The sequence below is a fragment of the Psychrobacter sp. YGAH215 genome, from assembly GCF_007280595.1.
In the GTDB taxonomy this organism is placed as follows: domain Bacteria; phylum Pseudomonadota; class Gammaproteobacteria; order Pseudomonadales; family Moraxellaceae; genus Psychrobacter; species Psychrobacter faecalis.
In genome coordinates this window covers 1-6,277 of the sequence record NZ_VKLR01000043.1, presented here as the reverse complement: position 1 = coordinate 6,277, position 6,277 = coordinate 1, and the positions used below count along the sequence as shown (strand labels likewise).

Below are 6,277 nucleotides of genomic sequence, written 5' to 3'. Positions count from 1 at the left end.
TTTTTAAAATTTCAGTTAAAACAATTAGAATTTTAAATTCTATAAAAATCAAAAGCCTACGATAAGTTGAGATTGGCGTTTAAAAAATCATCTGTCAGTAGGTGATTCAACGGACTTTTCCAAATTACTAATAAGCTCACTCATTAAATTCTTATCTCCCTGCCTAGTTAAGAAGGTATCTAGGTTGTCGGCTGTATACTGAGCTAAACCGTCTACCTTATCATTCTCTAAAGCATCTACAAGAAAAGCACCCAGTAATATTTTTTGTCGTGTTAGCTTCTTATCTAATTTCTGTTTTTCTCTATTTATTTTCAGCTCAAGCTCATTAATCTTCTGCTGTTCCTTTAAATCACTACCACCAAGCAAGCTCATAGTCTTTCCTTAAATTATTAAATTTTAGTCCCTACAACTATAGCAACTTCGCCAGTACCTAACAACAGTTTATGATATAGTTAATTGACGGATGGTTGAGTCCCACTGACTAAGTGCGAGTTTTCGACTTCACAAATGTTTATCCCTATCGGTCACACATTTATAAAATCAAAACATCGGCAGGGGCAAGCCCCCACACCCCCAACACTACGAAAAGACGTAGTGTTAAAAACCAGAAATCTGAGCTTGTAGAAATGGCTATTTTTATCGCATCGACCAAATCCATATCACGCGGCAGTGGACAAAGTGCCGTTGCTTCTGCGAGCTATCGCGCTGGTGTTGCGCTTGACGATAAGCGATACGGTAAGACCCATGATTACTCTAAACGATCAGGCGTTATGAGTGCCGATATCATTTTACCGACAGCATTGGCTGCTGCTTATACTGATATTTCACGCAGCGATTTATGGAATAAGGCAGAGGCTGCCGAGAAGCGAGTCGATGCGCGTGTGGCTCGCGAATGGCTGGTCAATCTGCCCTATGAACTTGACGAGAATGACCGTAAAGATATTGCACACAAGTTTGCTCAGACGCTTGCGGATCGTTACGGCACGATTGCCGATTGCGCCATTCATGAGCCAACTCAAAAAGAGATTGAGCGAGGGGCTGATCCTCGCAACTTCCACGCCCATATCCTATTCACCACGCGTACCGCTGAGCTTAACTATAATAACGAGATCGTACTGACCGACAAAGCGACCATCGAGCTATCCGATAATAAGCGGCGCTCACTTGGATTAGAGCGCGTCAATGTTGAAATCAAAGAAATACGGCAACTGTGGGAGCAGATCGCTAATGAGAAACTGGCCGAATATGACCATGAGCTGATTGATTCGCGCAGCTATGCCGATCAAGGCAAAGATATTGAGCCGCAAATCAAGATGGGTAGCGTTGCAACCAAGCTAGAGCGTGACAAATACGAGAGTGAGCTAAGAAAAGCAGAGAAAGCCAAAAAAGAAGGCAAGCATTACGAGATTGATAAAACGCCAGCAACACAGCTTGGCACCATCAACGAGATAATCAACAAGCGTAACGCGCTGGTATGGGGCGTAGAGCTTACCAAAAATCAGATAGCGAATGATGCCGCTGATGCCATTATCTTAAAAGCTCATACAATCCAAGACATTGAACACAGCATACCGCCAAGCAGGGCAAGCACAGCAGATGAAACCATCAAAGAGCCTGAACCACTACCTGCGCCAAAGCCTAAAGCACCCACTTTAGATGCTGTGGCTCAAGCGATGGCAATGGCGAAAGGGGTTGCCACTCGAAAAGCCAACGAACAGAAACAAAAAGAGTTGGCGCTGGAGCAGCAAAGGCAGCATGAGCTTGCTGAACAACAAAAACGTGAACAAGCCGAACGTGAGCGCACTGAACAGGCACGAGCCGACAGAGCAAGACAGCAGCAAGCGATAGCCGAGCAGCTGGAGCGTGAAAGTCAGCAATTCATGGTAAATAAAAAAGCGCTGTATGCAGGCGTAATGGCACAGTTAGAACAGCATACACAGAAAGGAATTGACCCAAACAGCAAGGTAGGTAAACCTATTTTAGCGATTTCAGTCGCTAATGAGGTCATGCACAGCCTCAATCACTATATGGATAACCCAGATACCACACAGAGACAGCGCGAGCTTGCAATGGGTGAGCGTGACAAGCTAACAGACTTTGTTAGCGACAAATCACAGCAAGCATTGAATGAGATTAAGAGCCTACACTATACCAGTGAGCGTAAAACGCACACAGCAGCCCTACAAGGCGTTTTAACTGAATTTACAGACAATCACAGGCAAAGCATCGGTAAAACGCAGGAAAAAGCCCTAGAGCGCGCACAAAAAGCCATTTCAGATTACAGTAACGAGATTAACCGCAGCCGCAGCTATGGATTAGGAAGATAAAAAATGTCAGAGATACCCAACCTTGAAGACCTGCTTACCGCTATTGCCACGCTTACCGAGCATAACACCGAATTGCTCACTCAAAGAGAAGAACAGTATCAAGCGATGGCAGCAAGAGACACAGCTACCGCCAAGCTTGTTAACGAACTAACTGCACAGCTCAAGGACTATCAAGAACGAGAAAATAAAATAAAATCAGCGATTGTTGCCGGTACAGCTAAAGAGGTTCGCTTAGAGGTTGCTGATCTTCTCAATTATTACTCTAACCAGCTAACCCAAGGCGTTGGTGGTCACGTTGAGCAAGCAAATATTCAGCTAGAAAATACAATAGATATAGCGAAGACACAGATAACCCAGCTGTCTAAATTATCAACTGAGATGAAAGGAACGTTTGATACTAACTTTAGCAGCTTAAAGCTTTTTTCTGAGAACTTTGAAGAACAAAACAAGAGCTTAGCTAATGACGCAAACATTGTGTTAAACAGTGTTAGAACTCAAGCAAAGAAAGGGGCAGAAAAGTATACAAAGGAGTTATCAGAGGAGTTTGCTAAATTACTGAGCTGGAAGGCTGCTGCTCTAATAGGTGGTATCTGTGCTTGTATATTTGCCCTGACGTTATTTTCTGTTTGGCTTATTGTACCTAGTAAAGCTGAAATAGCTGATCGTCAAGCTGAGTACAACCGTTTAGCAGCAGCTAAAGTGGCTCATAATGTGATTAAAGGTAAAGATGGTTACTATGCAAAAGTTAAAAAGCAATCCTGTTTTTTAGGTTCGGATAATGAACAGTACTGTAAATTTAGATAGATCAAAGCCTTTATCTTTTTAGTTAATAAAAAAGAAAAAAGGTTTTTAATGCTTTTAATGCTTTTAAAAGCTTTTACGTCCGCTACAGGGCTTGCCATTCATATCTCTTAGACTCCATTCGACTACGTTTAGCGACCCATTCGACTACGTTTAGCGACCCATTCGACTACGTTTAGCGACCCATTCGACTACGTTTAGCGACTATTCGACTACATTGATTGAAAGTTGTAGTTCAATTTGTTTATAATGTTTATGGCGTCCCTTAATGAGCAGAAATGATGAGTAAGCTAATTACCAAAGATAATAAATTAATAAATGCGAGTTATTCACTTGGCATACCTGAGCAGCGAGTTATCTTTTTGGCTATTGTTGAAGCTCGAGCGCAAGAACGAATGATTGATGCTAGAGGTGTGCTACAAATTCATGCAAGCAGTTATCAAGAACAATTTAAAGTGGAAAAACATTCAGCATACAAAGCTTTGAAAAGTGCTGCTAATGGCTTGTTTGAGTCTTATTTTGGGTATGATTATATTCACGAAAAGACAGGGAAGCCAGCGCATCGTGTCGTTAGGTGGGCGCAAGCAGTAAGCTACATAGAAACGGCTGGTATGATTGAATTACAGTTCACTGATGCCGTTATTCCACTAATAACAAGACTTAGCGAGCAATATACTGAATATGATTTAAAGCAGGTTAGCGAGTTGCAAAGCGAATATGCAATCAGGCTTTATGAATTAATGATGCAATGGAAATCAGTTGGCAAAACAAACAAAATACCACTTGCTGAATTCCGTACAAAACTAGGCGTTGAGCCTGAACAGTATAAGAAAATGTGTAACTTCAAAGCTCGAGTGTTAGACCTTGCGATTAGTCAGATAAACGACTTCACCGATGTGACAGCCACATATGAGCAGCATAAATCTGGTAGGGCTGTCACTGGCTTTACATTCAAGTTTAAAATGAAGAAAAACGAAGAAAAAACTACTGCTAATATTGAAAGTGATAACAGCGACAGATCTACTATTGAAGGGCTAAATGACAAGCAACTAGGGCGTATCGCTCGGAACCCTAGCTTTATCGCTGATTATAATCATTTGGTCAGCTCTACTAGCCCAGCTGGACAAAATGCTGCTGAATGGGAGTTTGAGATGATTAATCGCCTTAAAAAAGACGCTTCTCAGTTTAAGAAACGTCCAATAAGGGATTATTTAGAGTATTAGTGCTAGCGGTCTGTTATAAGTAGTTCCATTATACCAGTCTGTTTTAAGTAGTCTGTTAATAGGTTTGAAGGGCGAAATGGCTGGTTCCCTTGAGGTATACCACTATAAAGCTGATTAAATACCATAACCGTAATTGCGTCTGCGAAGTAGACACCGTATTATTATACAAAAGTTTGGATTGCATAGCGTAATAGCAATGCTTAGATCAATTTTAATTCTAGAGGGAATATAAATAATGACTAAGATACCATCAGCAGGGTCTAAAGCTACCGTACTTATGGCAATCAGTAATGGACCCTCATTTAATTATACCTCTCATAAAAAAGATGCCGTTGCTGGTTATACCTTGTACGCATTTATCGATAATGCAGAGGCAACAGCCGAACATACCTTTTTTAACGGTCAGCCTGCATATTTACTTGATCAAACCACTCAGCCCAAATGTTTCGGTGATGCAGCTGGTAGAGGGGGCGGTGTAAAATCAGGGACGATAGGCGGTGAGGTCAAACCTACCTCAGGATCAAGCACGATATTCATCGAAGGCAAGGCGCTGGTTAGAGAAGGTGATACTTGCACCATGAACAACGGCAATGTCAAAGGGAAGTATGTCACGGTAGATGCCACTTATGCTGCACAAATTATGGCGCAATGGGCTGATCAGTCAACTGAGCAAGCTTTAGCAGATGGTGGGCTCTTGGTAGGTCCTGGAGGAGGATGGGATAGTCTTGGTAAAGGTATGGGTGTACAGGAACGAGCGGAAAGAGCTGATTCTCTAGCAAAATGGAGTCAGTCACAAGGGCATAGTACCTTAGAAACTCAACGATTACTGAGTGAGCTTAATGCAGGAAAACAGTACACAGGTAAGTTACGTCCTCTATTATCATCCGATAAACCTAGAAAACCTGTAAGCAGTGAAGAAATGTATGGACATTATTTATATGGTCGAGGGCAACCTCTAACATTAGAGAATCTAGGCTCAGCTCAGTTGTTAAAAGACTCAGTATTAAAAGAAGGTGCTTATAAAAGAGAAAGTTCAGTACAGGATCGGTTTATAAAACAACTAGCAGGTAAATTCAAAACGGGAGATACAGACTATACTTTTTCTAATGCTTATAATGTTGGCGAAGAGATTGATGTATGGGCATATGGTAGTAGCGTAATATCTGGTAAATTCAATGGGACGATAGAAAAAAATTCAGCAGGTGACACTAGAATTTCAGGAAAGATAGACTATAAATATACAGATGATTTTAAAGACCCTTACGATACGTTCGATAATTTTTCAGGTAATTGGGATCCAAATGGCACACCTTACAAAGTTACTGGCAGTTGGACAAACTATGTAAACAAAACCATCAAGAAATAAGAGTATGAGATGTTAAAAAAAATCATCCTAGTTATCTTCGCATTTATGTTTTGCCTAACACTTATCTTTATAAACAATAACTTTTATCAGCCTTCAATCCTAGGTAAGTTAAAACTGAGGTACATCTCCAGCAATAATTACTATCTTATATATAAAAATAGTAAATTTGCAGCTAAAGTTACTGCTGTGGATAGTTGGTATATAGAGAAACCTTTTGTTTACGGCTCTACTACGGAAGACAAGTCTAATGGAGACTATGATTTGGTTTACTTTTTCATTAACGTATGCAACGGACAAAAATTTCAAACAAAAGACATTTTAAAGTTTGATCAATACTTAGATAACAAAAATATTTCAGATGAAAACAGGAACTGGATGAGTGGTATTAACGCCATAAATATAAAAGAAGCTGAATACTCTTCAGAAATTGACTGTTCTAAATACAACTAACACAACCTATATTATTTATCTTAAAAAACCCCACTCTCAACTTATTTTTCTAAGGTATTGGTTTACTTAGTTTTTAAAATTTCAGTTAAAACAATTAGAATTTTAAATTC

At 40.3% G+C, this 6,277-nt stretch carries 6 protein-coding genes; 5 read left to right on the top strand and 1 reads right to left on the bottom strand.

Going from position 1 to position 6,277, the window contains the following annotated elements:
- Nucleotides 1–87 precede the first annotated feature (87 nt).
- Nucleotides 88–372 (bottom strand): mobilization protein MobS, encoded by a 285-nt coding sequence (locus FOR85_RS12255; protein ID WP_144298138.1) that lies wholly within the window; start codon nucleotides 370–372, stop codon nucleotides 88–90.
- A 254-nt stretch (nucleotides 373–626) separates the two neighbouring features.
- Here FOR85_RS12255 and FOR85_RS12250 point away from each other — a divergent pair, with 254 nt between their 5' ends.
- The 5 genes from FOR85_RS12250 to FOR85_RS12230 all read left to right on the top strand — a co-directional run bounded on the left by FOR85_RS12250 (nucleotide 627) and on the right by FOR85_RS12230 (nucleotide 6,167).
- Nucleotides 627–2,327 (top strand): MobA/MobL family protein, encoded by a 1,701-nt coding sequence (locus tag FOR85_RS12250; RefSeq protein ID WP_144298137.1) that lies wholly within the window; start codon nucleotides 627–629, stop codon nucleotides 2,325–2,327.
- A 3-nt stretch (nucleotides 2,328–2,330) separates the two neighbouring features.
- On the top strand, nucleotides 2,331–3,131 hold the full coding sequence (locus FOR85_RS12245; protein WP_144298136.1) for a hypothetical protein: 801 nt from the start codon (nucleotides 2,331–2,333) through the stop codon (nucleotides 3,129–3,131).
- 275 nt (nucleotides 3,132–3,406) lie between these two features.
- Nucleotides 3,407–4,351 carry a replication initiation protein RepM gene (repM, locus tag FOR85_RS12240; protein WP_144298135.1) on the top strand — a complete coding sequence of 315 codons (945 nt, stop codon included), beginning with the start codon at nucleotides 3,407–3,409 and terminating at the stop codon, nucleotides 4,349–4,351.
- A 235-nt stretch (nucleotides 4,352–4,586) separates the two neighbouring features.
- Nucleotides 4,587–5,717: a DUF4150 domain-containing protein gene (locus FOR85_RS12235; protein WP_144298134.1), complete on the top strand. Its 1,131-nt coding sequence runs from the start codon at nucleotides 4,587–4,589 to the stop codon at nucleotides 5,715–5,717.
- Nucleotides 5,718–5,726: 9 nt separating this feature from the next.
- Entirely contained in the window at nucleotides 5,727–6,167 is a 441-nt protein-coding gene (locus tag FOR85_RS12230) for a hypothetical protein (protein ID WP_144298133.1), read from the top strand.
- Nucleotides 6,168–6,277 lie beyond the last annotated feature (110 nt).